This is a genomic window from Candidatus Methanomassiliicoccus intestinalis Issoire-Mx1, from assembly GCF_000404225.1.
Taxonomy (GTDB): domain Archaea; phylum Thermoplasmatota; class Thermoplasmata; order Methanomassiliicoccales; family Methanomassiliicoccaceae; genus Methanomassiliicoccus_A; species Methanomassiliicoccus_A intestinalis.
The window spans coordinates 94228-117274 of sequence record NC_021353.1 but is presented as its reverse complement, the minus strand read 5'-3'; the positions used below and the strand labels follow the sequence as shown (position 1 = coordinate 117274).

At 38.0% G+C, this 23047-nt stretch carries 14 protein-coding genes and 2 tRNA genes; 6 read left to right on the top strand and 10 right to left on the bottom strand.

Going from position 1 to position 23047, the window contains the following annotated elements:
• Window positions 1-101 precede the first annotated feature (101 nt).
• Window positions 102-1283: a (Fe-S)-binding protein gene (locus H729_RS00475; RefSeq protein ID WP_020448035.1), complete on the top strand. Its 1182-nt coding sequence runs from the start codon at window positions 102-104 to the stop codon at window positions 1281-1283.
• Between the two features lie 62 nt (window positions 1284-1345).
• Here the strand turns inward: H729_RS00475 and H729_RS00470 are convergent, their stop codons facing one another.
• Together H729_RS00470 and H729_RS00465 are read right to left on the bottom strand one after the other, a co-directional pair.
• Window positions 1346-1789 (bottom strand): hypothetical protein, encoded by a 444-nt coding sequence (locus H729_RS00470; protein WP_020448034.1) that lies wholly within the window; start codon window positions 1787-1789, stop codon window positions 1346-1348.
• A gap of 227 nt (window positions 1790-2016) precedes the next feature.
• A tRNA-Thr gene (locus H729_RS00465) sits at window positions 2017-2091 on the bottom strand.
• A gap of 1158 nt (window positions 2092-3249) precedes the next feature.
• Here H729_RS00465 and H729_RS00460 point away from each other — a divergent pair.
• Window positions 3250-6588 carry a hypothetical protein gene (locus H729_RS00460; RefSeq protein ID WP_020448033.1) on the top strand — a complete coding sequence of 1113 codons (3339 nt, stop codon included), beginning with the start codon at window positions 3250-3252 and terminating at the stop codon, window positions 6586-6588.
• 262 nt (window positions 6589-6850) lie between these two features.
• Here H729_RS00460 and H729_RS00455 read toward each other — a convergent pair whose 3' ends face one another.
• Window positions 6851-9685 (bottom strand): hypothetical protein, encoded by a 2835-nt coding sequence (locus H729_RS00455; RefSeq protein WP_020448032.1) that lies wholly within the window; start codon window positions 9683-9685, stop codon window positions 6851-6853.
• A gap of 991 nt (window positions 9686-10676) precedes the next feature.
• Here H729_RS00455 and H729_RS00450 point away from each other — a divergent pair.
• The gene (locus H729_RS00450; RefSeq protein ID WP_147554359.1) at window positions 10677-10937 is read left to right on the top strand and encodes a hypothetical protein; all 261 of its coding nucleotides are present in this window, start codon (window positions 10677-10679) and stop codon (window positions 10935-10937) included.
• Window positions 10938-11320: 383 nt separating this feature from the next.
• Window positions 11321-12751: an NYN domain-containing protein gene (locus H729_RS09355; RefSeq protein ID WP_020448030.1), complete on the top strand. Its 1431-nt coding sequence runs from the start codon at window positions 11321-11323 to the stop codon at window positions 12749-12751.
• Between the two features lie 5 nt (window positions 12752-12756).
• Here the strand turns inward: H729_RS09355 and H729_RS00440 are convergent, their stop codons facing one another.
• From H729_RS00440 to H729_RS09350, 7 genes are all read right to left on the bottom strand, one after another.
• Window positions 12757-13185 carry a hypothetical protein gene (locus tag H729_RS00440; protein WP_147554358.1) on the bottom strand — a complete coding sequence of 143 codons (429 nt, stop codon included), beginning with the start codon at window positions 13183-13185 and terminating at the stop codon, window positions 12757-12759.
• 25 nt (window positions 13186-13210) lie between these two features.
• Window positions 13211-14137, bottom strand: a complete 927-nt coding sequence (locus H729_RS00435) for a tetratricopeptide repeat protein (protein ID WP_020448028.1) — start codon at window positions 14135-14137, stop codon at window positions 13211-13213.
• Window positions 14137-16077, bottom strand: coding sequence for a DEAD/DEAH box helicase (locus H729_RS00430; RefSeq protein ID WP_020448027.1), 1941 nt, complete (start codon window positions 16075-16077; stop codon window positions 14137-14139). The genes H729_RS00435 and H729_RS00430 overlap by 1 nt, the downstream gene beginning before the upstream one ends.
• Before the next feature lie 64 nt (window positions 16078-16141).
• Complete coding sequence (locus H729_RS00425) at window positions 16142-16960, bottom strand: aldo/keto reductase (RefSeq protein WP_020448026.1); 819 nt, start codon at window positions 16958-16960, stop codon at window positions 16142-16144.
• A 47-nt stretch (window positions 16961-17007) separates the two neighbouring features.
• On the bottom strand, window positions 17008-17919 hold the full coding sequence (locus tag H729_RS00420) for a hypothetical protein (protein ID WP_020448025.1): 912 nt from the start codon (window positions 17917-17919) through the stop codon (window positions 17008-17010).
• 75 nt (window positions 17920-17994) lie between these two features.
• Window positions 17995-18555, bottom strand: a complete 561-nt coding sequence (locus H729_RS00415; RefSeq protein WP_020448024.1) for an MBL fold metallo-hydrolase — start codon at window positions 18553-18555, stop codon at window positions 17995-17997.
• The gene (locus H729_RS09350) at window positions 18552-19415 is read right to left on the bottom strand and encodes a rhomboid family intramembrane serine protease (RefSeq protein WP_020448023.1); all 864 of its coding nucleotides are present in this window, start codon (window positions 19413-19415) and stop codon (window positions 18552-18554) included. Before H729_RS09350 ends, H729_RS00415 begins: the two co-directional genes overlap by 4 nt.
• A 111-nt stretch (window positions 19416-19526) precedes the next feature.
• Between H729_RS09350 and H729_RS00405 the strand changes: the two genes are divergently transcribed.
• Both H729_RS00405 and H729_RS00400 read left to right on the top strand, forming a co-directional pair.
• Window positions 19527-19599: transfer RNA gene (locus tag H729_RS00405), tRNA-Phe, on the top strand.
• 883 nt (window positions 19600-20482) lie between these two features.
• Window positions 20483-22837, top strand: coding sequence for an InlB B-repeat-containing protein (locus H729_RS00400; RefSeq protein ID WP_020448022.1), 2355 nt, complete (start codon window positions 20483-20485; stop codon window positions 22835-22837).
• Window positions 22838-23047 lie beyond the last annotated feature (210 nt).

The window sequence follows — 23047 nt, the reverse complement described above, 5'->3', positions numbered from 1 at the left end:
TGCAACACATCAACGAAATGTATATCTGCCACAGGAACATACCCGCCTTCATACAGCCCTATTCAGGGTGAGCGGCCATAATGTTCAGTTGAGGTGTATCAATGGTAAAAATGCCTGAAATTAAAAGAGAGCTTTACGCCTGCTTGCAATGTGGATATTGCATACGCGTATGCCCTTCTTATGAACAGACACCTTGGGAATCTATTACTCCTAGGGGAAAGATCTATTATTTGAATCAGATTGCAAATCGTTCTCCAATGGACACTTTGCTGAGACGTAAAGTGGAAATAGACGATGAGTTCGTAGAAGCCATATACCGCTGTACTGGCTGTGCTCAGTGTGAGACTGTTTGTCACGTTTCTATTGAATTTGGAGATTTCTGGGAGAAGGTACGCGAATGGCTTGTGGATCAGGGAAAGGGGCCATTACCGGTTCATGCTAAACTCGCAGAAAAGATCAGAGCTACTCGCAATCCATACGGTGAGCCCACTTCAGCCCGTGACAAGTGGTGGCCAAAAGAGGTTCCAAGACCAGAAAATCCAGAGATTATTTTCTTCGCGGGATGTACTGGATCATACCGTGCCACTGATATTGCAAAAGCAGGAGCAATCGTATTACACCGTGCAGGCGTGAATGTCGATGCACTTGGAGCAGATGAGTGGTGCTGCAGTTCACCAGCGCTTAGAACTGGACAGATCGATCTGACCACAGAACATGCAGAACATAACCTTCTGGCAGTGGAAAACAGGGGAGCTAAAGCAATGGTTACAACCTGCGCTGGCTGCTATAAGACTACTACAACTGATTATGGAAAGTACTTCTCAAATCCTACATTTCCTGTATATCACTTTTCCCAGTTCGTAAACGATCTGATTAAAGATAAGAAACTCAAGTTTACAAAAGAACTGAACGTTAAAGTTACATACCATGACCCGTGCCATCTGGGACGTCATGCAGGAGTCTTTGAAGAACCTAGAGAGGTAATTCAGAAGATACCTGGTGTGGAATTTGTTGAAATGCCTAGAAACCGCATGGGTTCAAGATGTTGCGGTGCAGGAGGCGGATTTAAGAGTGCATTTAATGATGCAGCCGTCAACATTGCAGCTGAGAGAGTCAGAGAAGCGGTTGCTACCGGAGCTGACGTTCTTGCAACTGCTTGTCCATTCTGCGTGGTTAATCTGCAGGCTGGAGCAAAGAAGATCGGTGCAAAGATCAGAGTGGTTGATATCTCCCAGCTTCTGCTGGAAGCCACCGAACCTGTAGAAGAAGAAACAAAGGCCTGATTAGGTCTTTCCCTTCTTACTTTTTTTAATTTATTTTAGAAAAATAATGCATAATGAAAAGATTATGCGAATTCTGGACCTATTGAAGATCTTGGTGGCATCTGCGGGGGTTTATTCTCCTGTACATTGATATGAGGCAGTGGCACTGGAGATGGAAGGTGCAGATCTCTTGTCAGGAACATAGCAATTGGTACGCAGTAAGATACGACTGAATTATGAACTGTAGCTGCTTCTTCTTTAGGGAGTGCGCCGTTTGCTATCCATTTATCTCCAAGGATGTTTTCCTCATCTTCTAGAAGAACAGACCCTTCCATTACAATAAATCCAATTCCAGAATAGTTTACTGCAAACCTGAAATCTACATTTACCTTATTGGGTGATACTTTAGAAACTTGAGTCACTGTGCTGTTATGGTCTATTCTGACATTGGTGACTGTTTCTCCCCTTTTTGCAAAGCGCTTTGCTTCGATAGCACTTATTTCTACTCTTTGGATTTGATTAGCCATTTCACTGCTGTATTATGTCTTTAGTATTTCAGGTTTGTTTGACGTTATGACTCTGGTAATCAGATCCTGTCAGTATTCTTTTTGTAAAATCACAAAAGTTGAGATAAATGATATGACACAACTGGCTGTATAGCATTATCAATAACGAAACATGCATTTGTCATGTAATGATCGTTCTTCAGACATCACTAAAAAAATTCGGTATATCTACGTGTGATGTTAAAAAGTGGAGCCACTGGAGGGAATTGAACCCTCGGCCTACGCCTTACCAAGGCGTCGCTATACCACTAAGCCACAGTGGCGATTAAAAGGGGGAGTCTTCTTGTCAGTTATAAAACTTTCTAAGAAATTACGTGTACTTTCCTGCAAAGATGCATAACTATTCTTAATCCAGATAATACAATGATACGAATGATTCGCATCTAAACAAGAGACATTATACTGTACGTTATGTAAACACATGCGGACATGCATCAACGCGCAGGGGAACCATCATCTCAATCATATTCCCCTGCGCATATGAAATGAGAATGAATTAAGTTAAGTTGAGTTTGATTTAAGTTTGATGATTGATTTTGAGTTTTGATATGATATTGATGATTGAATTCTTTTATTTTATTTTGATTTTGAAGTTTAATTTTGATATTGAATTTTATTGTTTTTGAGTCGAAGTATATGATTCATAAATGATTTGAGTTGATGATTTGAGTCTGAATTTGATTTATGATTTGTGAATTGATTTGTTTTGAGTTTTTTGATATGTTTTGATTGATTGTTTTTTATGTGATTTTGATATGTCTTGATTGTTTTTCTGTTTGTTTGGAGTTTCTTTTATTGAGTGTTAATTGTTTTGTTTATTGTTTTGTTCTATTTTTGTTCTTTTCTTTCTTTATTCTTGTTATTTTGTTTTGACTGTTTTGTTCTTGTTTGTTTATTGATTTGCAATTCTATTCTCTTCTTGTTTCTTTGTTCTATTTTCATTCTTCTTTCTTTTATTGTTTTCTTCTGTTTTTCTCTCTTTTGTTCTTTTCTTCTGTTTTGTTCTTTGTTTTATTATGTTTGATTATTCTTTCATTGATTCTGTTTGTATTGATTGTTTTGATTATTTGGTTTGATTTTTGATTATTTGGTTTTTAGTTTTTGAATCGATTTGCAATTCTCTTTCTCTTTTTCTTTGTTCTTTGATTATTCTCTTTTGTTTATTCTTCTTCTTTCTCTTTTGTTTATTCTGTTTATTGATTCTTCTTGTTTGTTTGGTTTTTAGTTTTTGAAATGATTTGCAATTCTCATTTCTTTTCTATTTTCTATTTTCTTATTGCTGATTGAGTTTGCAGTTTTGGTTTTGAAAAAAATTGTTTTTTTGTTTTTGATTTTGGTTTCTCTTTTCTTTTTTGAGTTTTGAAGTTAGAAAGTGATTTTAATTTCAGTCTTTGAGAAGAGAAGGCAAAAATGGTGATTGAATGAAAACAGAAAAGAGACTGACAATGGCTCTGAGCGTCTTAGTTGCGCTTATGATGCTAGCTGTCCCTCTCGCATCTTCAAGCAACTTGTTCGTGGATGGGGGACAGACAAACTCTAACGGCGATGCGCCAATTGTAAGTGACGCATCGAATGATGATATTACGATTAAAGATGTTTACATAATCGATAATATCACTGATCTTAATGACTTACCAATTTATGATAAGCTTAAAAGTATTCTTGGCAACAAATCTGATAAAGACATGAATAGTTACGCTCCATGTCTTGTCACAGTTTACACTGTAAGTGATAAAGTAAAGAGTAGTAACTTGGCGACAACTGGTGACTTGAAAGTCAAATTCGATGTTGATTACAACAACGGAACTAACGATATAACTAAGTATGGTGGATATTCTGGAATGAATCTTTACGATTCATCAAAGAAAGAGTACTATGCAACATTCCCACTTGGAACCTTTAATGGTGATAGTGATTCGCTAGGCATTTCTGAATCCAAAGATTACTACAATCAAGTATACACTGTAAGTGCTCAGTTATATGATTCCAGTAGCGAAACTGTTGGATCTAAAGTATCAATGACTTCTGAAGTTGACAACGTTACAGTTGATGAAGTCTGGATGATTGATGATCAGAACAGCTTTGAAAAGATTGCAAACTATGGGAAAAACTTAGAAGATTTTATTAAAGGTGGCAAATGGACAAAAATAAATGACGCTACTGAACGTGACCCTTGGGTTGCCGTTGCATTCACAACAACATCTCCTGGTACTGTAACACTTAACATATCTGCTGCTCATAATTTATCCAGTGAAAAACCATTCACAATGTACTGGAGTAAAGCCGGGACATATGTGTTTGTTGCTACTGTAAGCAATCAAGATGGTGGCACTAAGGATATGTTGGGGATGTCCAACGCGGCGCAGTGGGATAATAATATTTACAATGTTGAAATAACCGCTGCTAACGGAAACAAGTCTGTTGGATCTGCAACATACGGCAGTCCTTCTGGAACATACAACGTCATCTTTAAATTAAATTCTGATGAGAACAGTTTAGACATTCCTGTTGTTAAGATACCCACTGTGAGTAGCTCCAATACAAATGTAAAATCTTGGGAAGTAAACACCGATGGGGATCTGGTCGTATCACTCACCACTGAGAAAAATAAAGTTTCAATCGAGTATTTGATTACTGAAATATTTGATCAGATTACAAGAAATGGATATACACTTACTGAGTGGGCATCTGATGACGGTAACTACACAAACATGAGCTATGCAGGTGCAAATAATAATAAATACACTAGTTCTCAATATGCTGATGGAGACAAAGCAGTCGATAAAAATATGACCTTCACTGCAACCTGGGAATTAAAGGAAGGATTTGTTGAAGCTCCTATTCATGTTTACCAAGATGATGTTCTTGTAGGAGATTTCATTAAAGCATATGAGGTAAGAGACAAAAATACGATATTTATCAACCCTGTTGGTCTCGCTGGAGATATTACAAAAGCAACTGGAATCAACACATTTGGTATCATTGTAAATGATGCTACTAAGCCTGATGTTGTAAATGTTAAAGAAGTATATTCTTCAAAAGTAACATATGGAAGCAGCAATGATCTTCCTGCAAATGGATTAATTGCTTCAAACAGTGAGATCACTGTAAACTACAATCTCAATGACAGATTATACTCTAAAGTAGTCGTTCACTCTGAAGCATTCAAAGACGGAAAAGATGTTACTCCGTTTGCATTAAAAGGCGCCGATTACAAATACAGTAATGTTTTCGCTGCATTACAGCAAAAAGATGACATACATGGAATAAAAGCTGCACTTGCTTTGAATGATAGTGGCATATCTGAAAAAGATAAAAACGCTACTACATCTGATAACTACTATCTGTTAACAGGATGGAACAATGGTGCTGAACTGTTAGACAGCCAGAGAAACGCTCCTGCTGAATTAACACTTGATTCTGAACTGAATGGATACTATGTTATCTTTATGGTAAATGGTCAGTTTGAAGTTGTATATGTTCCATATGGAGAATTATCTGCTGATAAATGCACAATTGCCAGCAATGTGAAATACTGGTCATATGTTACCTATGACGACAACTACGCTAAGGATACTCTCAACAACATACAGACATTCAGCTTCACAAAGTCTCAGATCAAAGTCATAGAAGGATTAACGAACGATCATAAAACTCCAATTGCTGTCTTTATTGGATCCGAATATTCATTCAACAACACTGCATATGCAGTATTTGATGCAGGCGAAGGAAACTTCGGAAACAAATACGTTGATAAAATGATTGTTTCTGGAAAAGCTTCCTCAGGAACAACAAAGACAACGATATCTCTGCCTGAAGTATCTCCAGTTTACGAGAATACTGTAGTACTTGTTGGATATGTAGGATACAAAGCTAGTGGGGAAAGTGCTTCAACATTCAATGGTGCTGGATTTGTTCAGACATTCTATGCTGATGTAGTCCCATACAAATACACAATTACATTCTACAACGGCAGCGATGTGAATGGTATCTTCTACTATTCCGGTGAAACCACAGTAGATGAAAAAGACATAACTTCAAACCTTGTAGCATTCTCATACAAGGGAACTGCATACGATGCTGCTGATCTCAAGCTCAACGATTCATCATTAGATATAACAAAAGCATTCAATAATGTTCTCTACCCTGCTAAAGACGGATACAAAGTCACTCAGTGGAAAGACACTGACGGCAATGTAATGCTTGACAAAGTTAAGAAAGAGACTAAGGTAGAATCCGACAAGAATGTGACCAAAATCACATACGAAGTCAAATTCAAGAAGATCTCATCTGACATGAGCTTCTATGCTAACTTCGAAGCAGAGAAATACGCAATCATATACAGCGGTAACACTGCAACTGCAACAAACAACATGGTGCAGGTAGGCAGCGTTGATGAAGCTTTAACTCTCTTCAAGGACTCAACATTCAGCAACGACGGCTACAAACTCACTGGATGGAACACAAGGCCTGACGGAGACGGAACTTCATACAAGCTTGGAGACTCTTTCACCCTCGATGGAAAACAGTTCAAAGACTTGTCAGATGTCAGTAAGGTATCAAACGTACCCAATGACATAACAAAAGGCTTCACACTCTATGCTATCTGGGAGAAAGTAGGAAGTTCTGACAACCCAAGCGGCAACACTGATGGAAATGATAGCAGTGATAACACTGCATTATATCTCATCGCTGGAATGCTTGCTGTAATTGCAATTCTTGCTATTGTAGGAATTGTACTGATGAGAAAGAAGAACTGAAAACTTTAAAGATTGAAGAATAAACAATGAAAACTAACGAAGTTAGTAAATAAGAATCTTAACTGATTCTTTTTATTAACTTTTACTTACTTTTTTTCTATTTCTTTTGTTTACTTTTCTGAAACTTTTCCTGAAAAAACTTATTTTAAAAAGTGAACTTTGTAAAGTCTAACATTCAAAAACTCATTTTAAAAAAAGAAATTTGAAAAGTCAGAGATTAAACTCTGACTTTAATTGATTTTACTTAAGTGTTTTTTTACTTTCAGTTCTTCTTTCTCAGTACAACTGCAACAACGATGATCAGAATGATGATCACAACGAGTATTCCAGCTAACAGATATGTGTCTGTGTTGCTGTTGTCATTGTCTCCATCAGTGTTGTCACCAGATCCTGATCCAGAGCCGCTGTTGTTTTCCCAGACAGCATACAGAGTTAATGTTGGCACTCCCTCAATGATGTCCAGTTTTTCATATTGCTCTCCTGAGAGAGTAAAGTCTGATGAAAGATTGTATTTGGTTCCCTCTCCGTCAGCTCTTGTATTCCAGGACAGGAGTTTCTTTCCTTCGTTGTTGAAAGTTGAAGCTCCATAAAGCTTTAAGGACTCATCTACAAATCCAGATTGATTGATTGGGTTAGGGGCAGCCGCAATTCCGCTGTTGTATACAATGTTGAATTTCTTAGGTTCAAATTTAGCATATAAACTCAGATCATTCTTGAGTTCTTTTATATTGACTTTATCAACGCTATATACAGTCTCACCATCAACTAATTTAGATGAAATTGCAATCATTGCATTTCCGTCAGCATCGTTCCACTGTTTAAGATCATAACCTGCCTTTGTTGTATAGATTATGCTCTCATATACTTTATCTGCAGGATTATCATCTGATTTATTGTTGAGTGTTAATGAAGATTTCTGATATGCAATTCCATCAGCTTCAAATGCAACTAAGTTTGCAGTAATGTCTGTAGATGTTGGAGCTCCAGAATAATAATAGAATACTCCAACTGCATCATTGCCATTGTAGAATGTAACCTTATGAGAATATTTCTCAGTAATGGGATCATACTCAGTTACACTGCTTGAAGAATACTTATCTTCAGATGAATACTTTGTTTCACTGTGTTTCCAATCTATGAATAGCATTTTATTATCTTCATCACCGAATGCAGGTGTGGTTGCAGGTAATGGAATGTTCTCATTAACCTTTCCAGGTATGATTATTTTGTCAACATCCTCATTTCCAAAGTTGGCGTCACCTGCATCAAAGACTGCATAGGAAGTGCTGCTTGAAGGTGTAAAACATGCGATAAATACAGCCACTGGAGTTTCATGATCGTTTTTCAATTTTTCAATTACGTTTATCTGAGACTGGTTGAAATTGAAGGACTGTATTCCACTAAAGGTTGAGTCTGAATAATCAGTGTGGTCCATCCATACCCAATGGTTTAACCCAGACGTATCGAGTGTACATTTGTCTGCAGAAAGCTCTCCATATGGAATATATACAATCTCATATTGGCCTTTGGACATAAAGATTACATTATATCCATTGAGTCTTGAATCAAGTGTTAATTCAGCAGGAGCGTTTCTCTGGCTGTCTAACAGTTCAGCACCGTCATTCCATCCTGTTAACAGGTAGTAGTTATCAGATGTAGTGGCGTTTTTATCGCCATCAAGGTTGCCGTCATCTTTAAGTGATAATGCAGCTTTTATTCCATCAGTCTCAGTGGTTGGGAATTGTAAAGCTTTGAATATCTGATTGTAAGTGTAATCTGCATTCTTTAATGCAAAGAGTGTAACATCTTTTCCGCCTTTGAATGCTTCAGAATGGATTACAATCTTAGAATATTCTCTGTCATTGAATGTATATGTTGCAGTGAGTGTGCTGTCTGCTGAAATTATTGCAGAGTCTTCAATGGTCTTATCACCATATGTTAATTTAGCATCGGAATAAATCGGTTTAATAGCTGGAGAGTTCTTGTCGTCTACGTTATTTACAACAATACCGTTCAAATCCAGTTTTGCAATTGTTTTAATGCTATTGTTTAGACCCGCGTATTTAATTTCAACTTTATCATCGTTATTACCAATCAACATGTATGCTTTTACGTATTCCGTTGTCTGATCGTCAAATACAACATTTACTGGCACTTCTTTGTATCCGTCTTTAAGTAACCATACTGCAGAGAAACTCATATCTTTTTTAACAGATGTTGTTCCAACTGCGCTTGTAGAATACACATTTCCATCAGCATCTTTCCAAGAGTCTAAAGTGTATCCTGTTTTAGATACTGCATTTGAGATGATAGAAACTAATTGTTCAACATAAATAGAACCAGAGTTTACAATAGCATGATAAATGCCATTTTCATCAACGTACCAGCTGATTCCTGTAGTTGTTCCAAGTCCATTTACAATAACTTCATCAAGACTCTTCTTTCCGCTTTCATTTACATCATTTAAGTTAAATGAAACGTCATAAGACTTTCCAAGATCACCATAATTCATGGTGTATGTTGCTTCTACACCATCACTGCCTACTTTTGCAGTGACTGTATAATTATCAGTATAGAACTTAGATTCATCACTGATTTTCAGTGCATCTTTGCCAGCAGCAGATATACCGCTCGGTAGTTTTCCATTAGCATCAGGTGTACCGTTTAGATATGCAGTAAATACATATGTAGTGTCAGCGGCACAATTGGATTTTGTAAATGTATATGTATCATCAGTTAATGTGCTGTTTGGATTTGATACAGTTACGGTAGCTTCACCAGCTTCCAATGCTTTGAATGCTACTGCAATCCATGGACCATCTGCTATACATTCATCGTCCCATAGGTCTGTATAGTTTTTATTTTGAATTTCAGGAGTTAAATAACTTCCAATCTTGTTTAAGCTGGTCTGGTCATTTATAATCCAGACTTCTACTATTTCAACGGACTCATTAGCGCTCAACATTGGCGCATCGCCGTTAGAGTTTGTCTGTCCCCCATCCACGAACAAGTTGCTTGAAGATGCGAGAGGGACAGCTAGCATCATAAGCGCAACTAAGACGCTCAGAGCCATTGTCAGTCTCTTTTCTGTTTTCATTCAATCACCATTTTTGCCTTCTCTTCTCAAAGACTGAAATTAAAATCACTTTCTAACTTCAAAACTCAAAAAAGAAAAGAGAAACCAAAATCAAAAACAAAAAAACAATTTTTTTCAAAACCAAAACTGCAAACTCAATCAGCAATAAGAATAATCAAAATAATCAAAGAAAAGAAAGAATAAACAAAGAGAACAAAGAAAGAATAAGAGAAAGAAGAAGAATAAACAAAAGAGAATAATCAAAGAACAAAGAAAAAGAGAAAGAACAGAATCGATAAAAGAAAATAGAAAGAACAATCCAAACATAATAATCAAAAGAAACAGAAGAAAACAAGAAAGAACAAACAAGGAATGATCAAATGAGAAAGAATAAAACAAAACAGAAGAGAATAGAACAATCAAAATAAATCAAGAATAAAAGAATAAACAAAACAAACAAAAACAAAATAACAAGAATAAATAAAACAAAAAGTACAGCCAGACATATCAAAAAATCAAATCAAAAATCAATCAATTAATACTTACACAAATCAATCAAACTCAATTCAATTTCACTTAATATTCTCAATGTAATTAATATCAAATTCAAAATGAAATCAAACTTCAAAACTCAAATTAAAGTCATCTTACTCAATCATGACAGTGAATGCGCAGGGGAATATGATTGAGATGACGTTCCCCTGCGCGTTGATGCGTGTCCGCATGGTCTTATGACTATTCCAATGCCGTAACAACTCTTAATTTGATATAATCATATTCATCCCATAACTGTAGCAAATATGTTGCTGGACGATAGAGATTGAAAACGCATATCAGATCTTTGAACCCTGGAAATATCTAAATAACGTATGGTTATAAACTATACTCTGGTACAATAATCAATACTGGAGACCACAACAAATGCGAGTAATGCATAAAGGGTGAAAATATGGGCATTTCTAATGATTTTTTGATTGCATGCGTTATTAGGTTATTCAATAAACATGAATCTATGATCTGGTTCAATAAATTGTATGATGTACTAGGCGCCACAATCTCATCAAGGAATACATTATCACACAATATCGATAAATTGTTCGATTTGGGCATAATAACTGGAGATTGGACTAAATCAGAAAATGGCAATTGGATTAGAAGCTTTAAAACGTCTAGTGAAGCTGAACGTTTAATCGATAGAATAATTGAGACATATGACGTCATTGTTAATTTTGACACTCAGCCAGAAAGTGTTCAATTTCAACGGGATGCTTAAGATGTAGTTACCATCAGAGCGAATAAATTTCAAACTCAAATCAATAACGAGAATAAAACTCTAAAACAAATGAAACTCAAACATTATCACTTCGAACTTCAAAATCATATTACCTAATTAATTCTTCAAACTGAATATGTGAATGTGGAATGTGATGATGCCCAACAAGTTTTCTGTAAAATCCTGAGAAATTTCTCACATGCAACGTGTAAAACAGATGAAAATCATGAAAAACGTACTATTTTCAACTTTGCGAAGACTTAATTAGAGTGATTATGATAAAGCCCTATCAAAAATACGGCACTGTTTGAAGAATGGTGTCTCCCAATAGAGTATGAATTCAGATCTGGATTGATTTATACTCTATCTAATGGTGGTATCCAATGGATGAAAAAAGAATAGACGACAGAAAACTCGCTTTCTTAGTTGATGGTGATAACGCGTCTGCCGCATATGTTGAAGAAATGTTGGCAGAAGCTTCAAAATACGGATCTGTGATTATAAGAAGAGTATATGGAAACTGGACTGTAAACGGTCAGGTAAACAGTTGGAAATTAAAGCTGAAGGAATATGCTTTGATACCATACCAGCAGTTTCCAAATATCTCGAATAGACATATTACAAAGAACACTACAGATATAGCTCTGATAATTGATGCAATGGATATACTTCATGACGGCATCGTAAATGGTTTTGTAATAGTTTCAAGCGATTCAGACTATACCTCACTTGCCATACGAATAAGAGAACATGGAATATTTGTGATGGGTATTGGAAAGAAAGATACTCACGATTCATTCAGGCGCGCATGCGATGTATTCGTTTCAACTGAAAATCTTGGAAAGGATGAAGAAGAAGACAACAAAGGAATTTCTGAGAACAGCGGAAGCAGAGAGAAGAAACAGGCAAAGGATGCAATCGATCTGCTCTGCAGAGCATTCGAGTATGCAGTAAATGATGATGGAATGGCGTTAAATGGAGACATAGGCGCAGCTTTGAGGCGTCTTGATCCGGCATTCGATACCAGAACATACGGGGAATCATCACTGCTGAGCCTTATCGAAAAACTAGGAGATATCTTCGAAGTAGAAAGGTATGACCGCGGTGCCATATACATACGCAGAAAGGATGGCCGCAAAGTATCCACCTGCGAAGAAGAGATCGTTCCCATGCCGCCTGCAAAGCAGAATCCGATTGATGCTCTCCCAATTTTAATACAGGCATATACAACAGTAGATAAGAACCGTGATGGGACTGTTGATACATACCATCTTTTCAAAGCAGCACGCCGGCTGGATCCTAAGTTTGACAGCATAAACTATGGGAAAGAAAAGATTTCACATCTTCTCGAAGCCCTGCCGGAATACTTTACCCTCAGCCGCCGCGGCAAAGCTATGATGGTTATGATGGTAGATGACAGCACATCTGAAGAAGAGGAAACTGTAGAAAATACCGTTGAGGAAATTGCTGATGAGCTCGTACCTGAAGAAGATGTTAAAGAAGAGGTCATCGTAGAAGAGGTACGTCCGGCCAAGAAGAAGCTGAGTCAGATTGATGCACTTAAAATTGTAAAATCTGCATTTGACAGCATCGTGAAAGACGATGGCAGAGTATATCTTCCACGCCTTTCAAGGGAAGTCGGCGCTATGGCCCCTGATCTTGACTTTAATGACTTTGAGAAGAAAGGGATCAAAGAATTCATTGAGGAATTCGATGACGTTTTCACACTCATAAAAGAAGGGCGCACGGTTTACGTTGAAAGACGTAAGGGACGGCGCCCCAAACGCAGCATTTCAGAATTCAGTGTAGAATAAATTTTTCAGTGGCGTCCGATTTCGGATGCCACCCAGCCTACCCCCAGAATAACAACTGTGGCAGCAAGCAGAATTCCTGTGTTCTGAAAAATTGAATAATCTCCTGAAAAGAAGATGATCCACATGATGCCGAACACTGCCCAAATAATAAGACAAACGCCTGCAGTGACGGCTCGGATTTTCCTATTGCTGTGATAATAACCAGGCTGCACAGGTACCGGAAATGAGATAGACCAGGTAATCCAGATAGAAATTAATGCTCCGACTGCAACCAGCACTGCGATAAGAGTTACAGCAGCATTCACAGCATTGCTCATATCAGGGCTGGCCAAAAGCACCCAGCAAACCATGAATATCATAAGGCCGAAAAGAAGGATTATCGAAGCTACTGATCTCCAGAGCAGCGCTTTCCTTCTTTCTACGTCAACCATCATATATCTCTCATCAATCAGCTGTAGATTAATTTTGTCCTTGTTTTTCAGCCTTTTTCTTCTCCCAGATGGGTTCATATCTTTTGACTTCTGCATTGAATTCTTTTACCATTTTTTTACTCTTGTATAACGATAAAAGCCTCTTGTGACACTTCATGCTTTCAGGATTCAGTTCCACGGCTGATTCTGCTTCTCCAATCGCAGCCATAATCAGACCTTTAGACTCGTAGATTTCTGATTTTCGTATCATCAAATCTGATTTGGGCTCAACATGCAGCAGGATCTCATACAACATTAATGCAGATTCCAAATCTCCAGCGGCATCACAGGTTTCTGCATAGTCCAAAAGCTCGCCGCTTATATCTTCTTCAGAAGGTTCAAAGATATCATTCAGTATAGCATACATCAGCGTAGCAAGGGCTGCAGAACTTATTCCTGTTTCATCTGAAAGCCGGTTCATTGTCATAATGCATTCAATACAGTTCTGGACATTATCGCCCCTGCCGATTTCACCGTTTTTCTGCAGATATTTCATAGAATATGAGTTTACAACAGGCCATTCTTCAGGAGCCTGCAGATGCCAGAAACAAGCTGCCAGTTCAGGCCATGATCCGGCATTGGATGTATAGCTGCCCAGATAATCTTCAAAATCCAGAAGTTTTCCTTTAGCATCATTCAGATCTTCAGGCAGTTCCATCAGAGTTCTCATCTGAATCTCCAGTTTATCCAGATCCAGATTTAAAACAAGCCAGCTCATTGAAGCGGAAGCGTCCTGTGATGGGACTGGGTAGCTCTCATCCTCTGAATTATCAAGTTTGAATTTTACTGTGGCGAAATTTACCTTCTTATCAATAAACTTGGAGATTGTGCTTCTCAGCTCAGGAGAAGGTATCTCATGAGGAGACTCCCCAAACATTGTGAGGTACTCATAATATGCATTTATCAGCTCATTCATTATTTCACCTCGGTAATCAGTTTTCTAGATTTTAATTGGTCCGGTAGCATGTTGTGGAATGCTCCGTTCTGCTCATAAGTAGAAAATTTAGCAACATCAGCACGTCTGTCAACCTTTTCAACGATGATCTTATTCTCTTCCTTCTTTTTTACAGACCATGCCTGCCCTGACAAAATAAAGATATTATCTACAGGAAGTTCCACATGCCCTATCGGCATCCCGGTAGATGCCTCAATAACTAAATTTTGCTCATATCCAGCAATATTTGAATAAATTTTGGGTCCAAGACCTTTCGCAGCCGGGCCTTCACTGAGCATACCGTTCTCTTCAAGGATGTATTTTTTATCCATTAGGTGTGTGACTATTGATTTCAAATCCTCAGTGCTGCAGATATCTTTAAAAATATCAGAGAAAAACCCGAATCCCCTGGATCCGCTTGCCAAACATGACAAAATCTGCTGGATGATCACAGAGGGATCAAAAGTCTCGTCAGCAGGCTCGAATTTTCCAAAGAGTATTGTGTCCAGAACATTTCTGTAATAATCAGCTAATCCGCCTTTTCCCACAGCAGCGACTGAAATATATGAACCGCGGCGGTTTGAGCGTCCTATTCTCTGAGCAAGGGATGCTACAGATTTGGGAATCGAGTACAAGATAACCAGATCTACATCTCCTATGTCCACTCCAACTTCTAATGTAGAAGTGCACGCACAGACTGCGGTTTTAGCTTCTCGGAGAAAAGCTTCAGTTTCTTTCCTCATTTCCTTCTCAAGCTTTCCGTGATGGACTCTCACAGAGTCTGCTGGGAAATAATATTTCAGAGTATTGGAAGCAATAGTCTCTGCATCTTTGGGACTGTTGCAGAAAACCAGAATTTTGGAACAGTTATTCTGCCTCGCCCAGATCAGAGAATCCTCCAGAGTCGGAGTTATGTGATATTCTATGCCCCTTCCGCCCTTGGATTCGACAATATTTGGAGAAGGCATGAAGCGGGCGGCTGTCCTCTCAGGTTTTCCTATTGTGGCAGACATTGCACACACGTTGAATTTGATCCCTACCTCTCTTCTCAAACGTCTCAAAAGAATCTGCAGCTGATCTCCCCTGTAACTGCCGTCCAACATATGCACTTCATCAATTACGACCACTTTTACAGAATTAAGCTGGTGTTTTTTCCAGCAGATCATGGAATCCAGCGATTCGGGTGTTGTTACCAGAACTTCCTGCGGGTTAGATTCATCAAAGTCTTTGATGTCGCCGTCTCTCTGCGCAACCCTTATGCCTAAAGGAGAAAGTACTGTTTCCAATCTCTGCCTGATGTCTGAGATCAGAGCCCTGGTAGGGGAGATGTAGATTATTGAAAGTCCCAGCCATCCCTCTTGTATTAAGCGCTCTGCCAATGGTGCAAATACAGCTTCAGTCTTCCCGCTGGCTGTAGAAGAGATAGCAAGCACATTACGCCCCTGGAGAATCAGCGGAACGGCTTTTCTTTGTATTTCCTTCAATGATTCAAATCCGCCGAAGAAGTTGTCTCCGGTAAGCGGCAGAAGTCCTCTTACTTTTTTGTCTTCTCTTGTATTCAGACGCTCCTCGTTTTGAGGGTCGATTTTCCTGCTGTAGGTAATTTTCGGCTCAATTGTAGGAATCTTCCTTTTATCAGGTACGGGTTCCACGGCTTTTTTCACAGGAGCTTTCTTCGGATACTTGGGGATATTTGCAGGACCCCCGTGCATTGCCATGTCCATATGATGGCTTGACTTGATGAGTTCTCCTTTTTCTTCATACAGCTCTGCAAGACGATAATTGGCCTTTTTGTGAGCGGGATATTCAGCTACAGCTCTGAGGTATGCTTCTATAGCCTCATCGATCTTGCCGCTTTTCTCAAATTTGGCACCTAATCTGCACTCGCTTTCCGCTTTTTCTTTGCGTTCTCGCTCTGACAAGAGCCAATCACCATCAGTCAGAACACGCACTTCTTTTAAGTGGTTTGCGAGGGGGTAGGTGAAACTACTCTATCTCTTCAGGATTCCAAGTTGTATGATACTCTTCGTTGAGAGCGTCTAATCTGCTCATATCTTCTTTAGAAATTTTAAAATTGAAGATGTCTGCATTTTCTTTCATTCTCTCTTTAGAAGTTGTTTTGGCAATCAGCATCATGTCTTTCTGAACAACCCAGCGAAGCAGAATCTGTGCCGGCGTCTTATCATATCTTTGAGCAATTTCTTTTAAAACCTGATCATCTAAGCGCGTTCCTCTGGTCAGAGGGCTGTATGCTTCCAGTATGATATGCTTAGACCTGCAGTATTCCAGAAGTCCTTTTTTATAAAGAAACGGAGAAAACTCAACCTGATCTACAGCAGGCATATTCATGCCGTGTCTTTCAATCTCTTCCAGATGCCTTTCCATATAATTGCTTACACCGGCAGCCTTTATCCTGCCTTCCTGCTCTAAATGTTCAAGAGCTCTCCACATTTCAAGCCGGTTTCTGCCGCGAGGCCAGTGTATCAGATATAAATCGATCTTGCCGAGAAGCATCTCGCTTTTTTCAAAAGCTTTTATCGTCTCGTCATACCCGTCTTCGCTATACCATACCTTACTTGTTACAAAAATCTCTTCCAGAGGAATTCCTGAGTCCCTGATTGCCCTGCCTATTCCTTCTTCATTCCCGTAGTATGCTGCGGTATCTATGTGTCTGTAGCCGGCGTTTAGAGCATCCAGTACAGTCCGGTATACGTCTTCATTGGAGATCTTAAACGTCCCGAATCCCAATACCGGCATTTCTGTACCGTTGCGAAGCTTGATTTTCTCTGAAGACACATTATTCATAGGCAGAGCTAGGACTGCGAAATATCTTAAAGTTTGTACACGGAGTTTCAGTTCAAAGGTACATTATCCGCACCATATGCACCTCTGTATTCTAGATGATACCCGGCAAGAGAGCCTGAATAATCGAAGTACAGATCGATTTCCATCTTGTCATTTCTTAATGAATCTCCGCTGAAGTTTAACTCCCTGCTTTCTGGATTAGACAGCCCGGAATCAGCCTGGATAGACTTGGAGCCGTTTACAAGATAAAAATCAGAAGCGTTTATTACAACTCTGACATTTGTATTGTTTACAACTTCAGCTTTGATTTCGGTGTACTTCTTTCCATTTACGTCTTTAATGGAATGTTCATTAATGCTGAGCCCGACTTTACCGCTCTCGGGTACATTCAATCCAGAACACTTCAGAGGTGCAGACACGGGATTGCCTTTTTCATCAAACGCCTGGAATGTTACAGTGAATGTACCTACACGGTTGAATGTCACTTCAACAGGAATATTCTGACTTCCTCCATTTGACATGTTTACATTTTTGACCATTGCGCTCAGAACATTTTCAGGTTCAACATAATTTTTAGTTGTCTGTATGGTGTTTCCATTAACAGACACGCTCATGCATCCGATATCTATGCCGCCATCGCTGCGTTCACCGAAAATCATAATATTGCTTTTTCCTGCCCAGCCATTAGAATCTACAGTCAATTCAAATGTATATGTCTGATGAGTGGAATAACTGTATCCGCCTACACCCTGTCCAGGATATTTTACAGAAAGAGTGAGACTTTTATTGTCCGTTTCTACTGGAGCTACAACCGTCTTGTTTTGTTCTGGCTGATTTTGATTGCTGTTACTCTTACTATCATCAGCCTTATTATCGTCATAAACAAGCACGGCGTAAGCTGCAGCCCCGACCAACGCCAAAGCCACTATAATCACTATAGCCATACTGAATTTTTTCATAGCATTTCCCCACGCTCTTCAGGAGCTGGTGCTACTTTTTCAGCAAGCTGTATATTATATTGTCCATTGAATCTCTTACACACGCAGATTTATGAGATTTCCATGCCCCGGGATCACACAGTCTGCCATCGACAGAATTCTGTGCATACTTGCCATAGCCAAATCTCTATCGATATTTATGCCGGGGGGCAGGTTTTTAAGAATGTTGCTTTCAGTAGGAATCGCATCCCCTGCAATTATACAATGCTCGTTTTCTACAAATACGCTTACCGAACCGGCAGTATGTCCAGGAGTGTGAAGAATTCTGATACCTGGAAAAATTTCTTCATTGTCATGTACCGGTGAATATGAGATATCTGATGCTTCTAAAGGATGCATCATCACTTCAGCATTTGGGAACAGATCAAGATTTGCTGTGTGATCTTCGTGTGAATGTGTGAGTACGACTGCATCAACATCTTCTGCGTTTATCTCTGCATTGTTTAGATTATCGATGAGTTTGTTTCTGTATTCTTTTGAAGATGTGTCCACCAGCAGAATGAAACCATCTTGAATGACGGCAGTGACAGTGGAGTGGGCTTCCAGAAGCTGCCCGTTTTCCCTTCTTAAATAACCTTCGACAAGCACTCTGATCATTTCATCTTCCTTGAATAACCGCAGTTGCACTTAAGTGAGTTTTTACTCCAAGTCATCATACTGCCGCAGTTTGGACAAGGAGTATGCTCAGCAAAGTGCTCCATCCATGCTTTTCTGATATCTGGATTGGTTTCGCCTCTCAAGGCGTCAATGGCTTCTCTCTGTTTGCTGTTTGTAACCAGTTGCTCTAAAGAACTCGTCTCTGGAACTTTATCTTCATGTTCGCTCATTACTGACTTATAGAATAAAAGACCGATTACGGCTCCGGCCAGAAATCCTCCAAGGTGAGCTTCCCATGCAGTCTGGGGACTTCCTGCTGCAAGTATTACATTGAAGAGAAACCATACTGCTGAAACCGCCCAGACTGGAGCATCAGGAATTAAGATAAATCCCATGATCATTGTTATTTTATCTCTTGGATATGTGACTAGAAAAGTACCAATGATTCCAGATATTGCCCCGGATGCCCCGAGTAAATATACCGGCTCATTCCACAGAACTGCACTGAAGGTTAATGTTGCTATGATCCCTGAAATAAAATAAACCGCTGCAAACTTTAGTTTGCCTATTCTCTGTTCCAAGGCTGGCCCTAACAGAATTAGGAAAAGCATATTTCCCAGCAGATGAAAAATGCCAGCATGTGCAAACATGCTTGTTAGTATGGTGTATAGATTATCGCCTGTTTCAAGGTAAACTGGATTGAACGCCAATGCTGAATTCGATCCAGACCAAAACATGGTTAAGATGAAGATTACAATATTACAGAGAACAAGCGTTATAGATAAGTCCAGCTTTTTAAAAAAGGAAAGAAGCACGCATACTGCGATTATGCCTATTACCACGCCAGCTAAAGCATCCACGTACCGTGTATTTTGAATACTGCTTTTGTTACTTTCGCTTCAAATTCATAATTTGTAGATACAATAGAAGGCAAAGATTAATAAGGAATTGGTATTTACTCTCGACATAACGCCGCAGTAACTCAGCTGGGAGAGTGCAAGACTGAAGATCTTGAAGTCGCTGGTTCGAGCCCGGCCTGCGGCACTCTTGGTTTTTGAATATATTTGATGTCAAGTCATTCTGTTTATTTCTCAAAATACGAATGCTTATTCTTCAATTAATCTGTCTTTACGCACATATCATGCAATTGTGAAATGAGCAACGGCGATCATCAAGCGCAGGGGAACGTCATAAATCAAATCATATTCCCCTGCGCATATGAAGTGAGAATGAATTAAGTTAAATTGAATTGATTGAAGTTTGAAATGATTTTTGAAGTTTAATTTTGATATTGAATTTTATTGTTTTTGAGTCGAAGTATATGATTCATAAATGATTTGAGTTGATGATTTGAGTCTGATTTATTTTGAGTTTGAATTGATTTTGTTTTCATTTAAGATTTTTTGAGTTTGATATGTCTTGATTGATTATGTTTGATTGTTTTCTGTTTGATTCATTGATTTGATTGATTTTTGAATTTTGATTTTTTGATTTGTCTGGACTTAGTTTGTTTTAATTGTTTGTTTTTGTTTTCTTCTGTTTTGTTCTTTGTTTTATTATGTTTGATTATTCTTTCATTGATTCTGTTTGTATTGATTGTTTTGATTATTTGGTTTGATTTTTGATTATTTGGTTTTTAGTTTTTGAATCGATTTGCAATTCTCTTTCTCTTTTTCTTTGTTCTTTGATTATTCTCTTTTGTTTATTCTTCTTCTTTCTCTTATTCTTTCTTTGTTCTCTTTGTTTATTCTTTCTTTTCTTTGATTATTTTGATTATTCTTATTGCTGATTGAGTTTGCAGTTTTGGTTTTGAAAAAAATTGTTTTTTTGTTTTTGATTTTGGTTTCTCTTTTCTTTTTTGAGTTTTGAAGTTAGAAAGTGATTTTAATTTCAGTCTTTGAGAAGAGAAGGCAAAAATGGTGATTGAATGAAAACAGAAAAGAGACTGACAATGGCTCTGAGCGTCTTAGTTGCGCTTATGATGCTAGCTGTCCCTCTCGCATCTTCAAGCAACTTGTTCGTGGATGGGGGACAGACAAACTCTAACGGCGATGCGCCCTTGATAGGGGAAAATGAATCGCAAAGTACGCCTACTAAGGGTTACACTATAACATTTCAATTGAATAATTCAGACATGAATGGAAGAATAAGTTTAGATGTTCCAACAATCACAACTACTAGTCTTTCTGATGTAACTTGGTACACTAACGAAGATGGTAATCTATGTGCTGCTGTTACAGGCAATTTGGAAATATCAGCGTTAATTGGTGGAGTTAGTGTAAGTAAAGTAGGATACACCTTCGATTCTTGGAACTATGAAAATAAAAAGTGGGATTCTAGTACAGCACCAGATGATTATATCAAATCCGATATGACATTTTCTGCAAATTGGAATCTTGATCCTGCATACGTGCAGATTCCCGTAGATGTTACATTTGATGGAACTGATTATAAATATGTCAAAGCATATGCATTATTGTCAGATGGAAAGACTGTAACAATCAATCCAGATTCTTTAATTGCACTTATGCCATCTGAAATCAGCAATAAGGGTTATGTGTTGAATGGCTCTAAAACTGGTGCAGATGTAGAAGTTTATACATACACAGTTAAAGATGTAGCAGGGGAGATCAATAAAGATAAACCTGTAAACTCAAACAATACAGTTTCAATTATATACACTCTTAAATCATTCTACAATAAGATATCAATATCCTCCATAGCATTTGGTGATGAAAAAATTGTTATGTATGCATACAATAAATCCGATTTTGAATACATTACTTATGCAGATGTATGGGAAGCATTAACTAATGATAGTAATAATTTCCCTCTGAAGGGTGCATCACCAAATGCTGATGGAAGTTACACAACATCTGATAAAAAATACAATATAATTGATTGGGACAATTCTATCCTCTTAAAAGATATTAAATCTACACCCGGTAATGATTTAACTTTAAATGCTGTGTTAAACTCCTATAACGTTCTGTTTATGGTAAATGGAGAATATGAGATTGTAGAAGTGTTCCGTGGAGCATTGTCTGTAGATTCCTGCACGATGGATATAAGCGGAGTAGATCATTGGGTGAAGTATACTTACGATAGTGAAAAATCGGAAACTGCAGATAAGTATAAATTTGAAGCATTTAACTTCTCTACTTCAGATATCTCAAATATAGAATCCAGTACAATTACACCTGGTACACCAGCAGCATATTTAATTGCTTGTTTCACTAAAACTGACAAGACTGCCTATGCCATATTTGATGCAGGTGATGCTAATTTTGGAAGTAAATACGTTCATCAGGTTATACTTCCAGGAAACATAACCTCTGACAATAAAAAGAGTTATATTTCAACCCCATCGTCAGATCCAAAATTCACTGATGATATGACACTATTCCTAGGGTGGGAAACTGGTGGCAGTCAATACACATCATCTAATGAATATCCCAAATCTGCAAATGGCATAACTGTATATACAACAAATTCAGAAACATATGAACACGTAATTACATTCTACGTAGACAATAATCTCATTGGTGCACTTTATTACACTGGTGCACTTAGTGAAGATAACAATAAATTAAAAGGATCAGTAGTTGGATTTGAATTAGATGGAAAATTATATCCAATGAATGATACAACAAGAGAAAAAGCAATTAAAGCGTTAATGCCTGAAAAGTCTGGATATACACTCTTGCAGTGGAATGATGCAGATGGAAAGAAAGTCTTTTCAATATACTACGACAAAGAAAATAATCTTGTGTTTGATGCAGAATTTCCATCCGATGGAATAAAAACTGACCTATCACTGTATGCTGAATTCGATGCTGCAGAATATGTAATCATATACAGCGGTAACACTGCTGCTGCAACAAACAATATGATTCAGGTAGGAACTGTTGGAGAATCTTTGAATTTCTTCAGTGACTCTACTTTCAGCAATGACGGCTACAAGCTTAAAGAGTGGAATACCAGGCCTGATGGAAAAGGTACAACCTATGCTTTAGGATCTGCTTACACTCTCAGCGGAGCAGACTACGATAAACTTTCAAAGATCTCCGATAAGAATGGCAACATTCCAACAGGTATTGATCACGGCTTCACACTCTACGCTATCTGGGAGAAAGTAGGAAGTTCTGACAACCCAAGCGGCAACACTGATGGAGACAATGACAACAGCAGTAACACTGATACTTACTTACTTGCAGGTATCTTAGTTGTTATCATTATTCTCATTATTGTTGTAGCTGTTGTGCTGAGAAAGAAACAGTAAGAATAATGAAAAACTCTCTTTAAATGAATTAAAACAAAGTCAGAGTTTAATCTCTGACTTTTCAAATTTCTTTTTTTAAAATAAGTTTTTTCAAAAAAGTTTCACAAGATCAAACAAAAGAAATAGAAAAAAAGTAAGTAAAAGTTAATAAAAAGAATCAGTTAAGATTCTTATTTACTAACTTCGTTAGTTTTGTTCTTATTATTTTCA